The sequence below is a fragment of the Mitsuaria sp. RG genome, assembly GCF_028369275.1.
GTDB classification, from domain to species: domain Bacteria; phylum Pseudomonadota; class Gammaproteobacteria; order Pseudomonadales; family Pseudomonadaceae; genus Aquipseudomonas; species Aquipseudomonas peradeniyensis.
Genome location: NZ_JAQMYQ010000097.1, coordinates 1 through 2,673, shown reverse-complemented (window position 1 = coordinate 2,673; position 2,673 = coordinate 1). Strand labels below are relative to the sequence as shown.

At 66.2% G+C, this 2,673-nt stretch carries 1 pseudogene; it reads left to right on the top strand.

The annotated features are described in order from the left end of the window. A pseudogene (locus POF53_RS25815) lies at positions 1-2,673 on the top strand (hypothetical protein); the annotation flags it as partial.

Sequence of the window (2,673 nt, the reverse complement as noted above, 5' to 3'; positions counted from 1 at the left end):
GTGGACATCGCCACCGGCACGCTGGACAACCGCGACAGCGGGCATGTGGTCGGCAACGACCGCCTGACCATCAAGGCCGGCCAGGTCAACAATGCGGGCAGCGATAGCCGCATCGACAGCGATGGCGCAATGAGCCTGACCGCCACCGGCTTCGACCAGCAGGCCGGGCGCCTGCTGAGCAAGGCCTCGATCACCCTCGACCTGGGCCAGGGCGCATTGGTCAACCATGGCCTGATCAAGGCTCCGCTGCTGGTGCTGAACAACCTCGGCAGTGTCGACAACCAGCGGGGCGAGATTTCCAGCCCGCAAGGTTTCACCCTCGTCACCACGACGCTGGACAACCGCCAGGGCAAGCTGATCAGCGACCAGGCCTTGACGGTGCGTATCGCCCAGGCACTGGACAATACCAAGGGGCTGGTCTCGGCCAAGGGCCTGGACCTGCGTGCCGCCAGCCTGGACAACCGCGAAGGTGAAGTCAGCAGCCGCTCCAGCCTGGTCGTGGCTATTGATGATCGCCTGGACAATCGCCAGGGCACATTGGTAGGCGACACCTCGCTGAAGCTCGACGCCAAGACCCTGGACAACAGCAAGGGCAAGATCTCCGGCAAGGGCCGCGGCGAGATCGAGGCCGCCACACTGCTCAACACTGCGGGTTCGCTGGTCAGCCTGGAGCAGTTGCGGATCAAGGGTGGCGAGCTGGACAACCGTGAGTCAGGGCTGCTCGGCAGCAACGGTGCCCTGACTCTGGACGTCGATCGGATCGACAACCGTGGCGGCGAGATCACCGGCAAGGCCGCTGTCGCACTCACCGGCACTTCGCTGGACAACAGCGACGGCGGCCTGCTGGTCGCTGGCACCGGCATGACCCTCGCCTTGCAGGCACTGCTCAACCGCAACAAGGCGCGTATCGAGGCCCAGACCGGTCTGACCCTGACCGGTCTGACCCTGGACAACGACGGTGGCCGCCTGACCAGCCAGCGGGACATGACCCTGACCTTGACCGGCGCGGCGCTCAACCGCCTCGGCCTGATCAGCGCCGAGGGCCAGCTGGTGATGGCTGCGCAAAGCTTGGACAACAGCACTGGCAAACTGGATAGCGCCGGCAGCTTGAAGCTGACCACGGCAGGCGCGCTGCTCAACAAGGGTGGCGAGTTGCTGAGCGACGGTGACATCACCCTGGCCAGCGCCAGCCTGGAAAACACCGACAAGGGCGTTATTGCCAGCAAGGGCGCGCTGACCATTACCACCGGCCACCTGGACAACAGCCGCCAGGGCAGTATCAGCAGCAACCGCACCCTCGATCTGCATGCTGGTCAACTGGACAATCGCGACGGCGGCCGAGTCGGTAGCCGTGAAGCACTCAGTGCAACGGTGACCGGCCTCGACCAGCAGGGTGGCAAGCTGTTCAGTGACACTTCGGTGAACCTCGACCTGAGCCATGGCCACCTGGATAACCGTGGCGGCCTGATCAATGCCCCGTCGCTGCTGCTGAACAATCTCAAGACCGTGGCCAACCAGGGTGGCGAGATCTCCAGCGCGCAAGCGTTCACCGTCGCCGCCGAGCAACTCGACAACGGCAATGGCCGTTTGCTCAGTGACCAGCGCCTGCTGCTGCAGATCAGCCAGCGCCTGGACAACCTCAAGGGCCTGATCGGCGGCCAGTCGCTGGAGGTTCATGCCGGTGTGCTGAGCAACCGCGACGGCGGCCGCATCGAAGCCAAGGACGCGCTCACACTCACCAGCAAGGGCCTGGACAACCACGGCGGCAAACTGCTCGGCAGCAGCCTTGCACTGGACCTGCTCGGCGCCGACCTGGACAACGGCGCCGGCCTGATCACCACCGCCGGCCCATTGACCCTCGCCAACCTGGCCAAGCTCGTCAACCAGGGCGGCGAGATCTCCACCGCCCAGGCCCTGCGCCTGGACGTCAGCGAGCTGGACAACCGTGACGGCAAGCTGATCAGCGAGCAGGCGCTGAGCATCACCAGCGGCGCCATCGACAACCGCAACGGCCTGGTTTCGGGCTGGCAGGGGCTGACCGTTACCGGCCAGAGCCTGGACAACCGCCAGCAAGGCACCCTGTCGAGCCGTTCCGGCGCCGTGCAGGCGACCGTGGCCGGCGCCTTGCGCAACAGTGACGGCGGCGCGCTGGTCGCCCAGCAGCGCCTGGAGGTCAAGGCCGACAGCCTGGACAACAGCGCCAAGGGCATCCTGTCCAGCGGCAGCGGCCAGCAGCTGACCATCACGGCGGCCCTGGACAACCATGAAGGCGGCCTGATTGATGCCGGTGAAAAACTGGTCATCAGCGCTGGCGCCCTCGACAACCACGGCGGTCGCGTGGCCACCCGGCAGGACCTGGGCCTGAACGCCGCGAGCCTGAACAACAACGACGGCAACCTCGCGGCCCAGGGCGCCCTGACCCTCGACCTGCTCGGCGATTTTCTCAACCGCAAGGGCACGCTGTTCGCCGGCAAGGACCTGCTGATCCAGCGCGCCGGGCTGGTCGACAACCAGGCTGGCCAGATCGCCAGCCAGGGTCTGCTCAAGGTGCTGGCTGGCAGCATCGACAACAGCCAGCGCGGCACCCTGGCCGCCAATGGCGCGCTCGTGCTCAACAGCAGCGGGGCGCTCAGCAACACGAGCGATGGCCTGATCTACAGCCAGCAGGGTGAG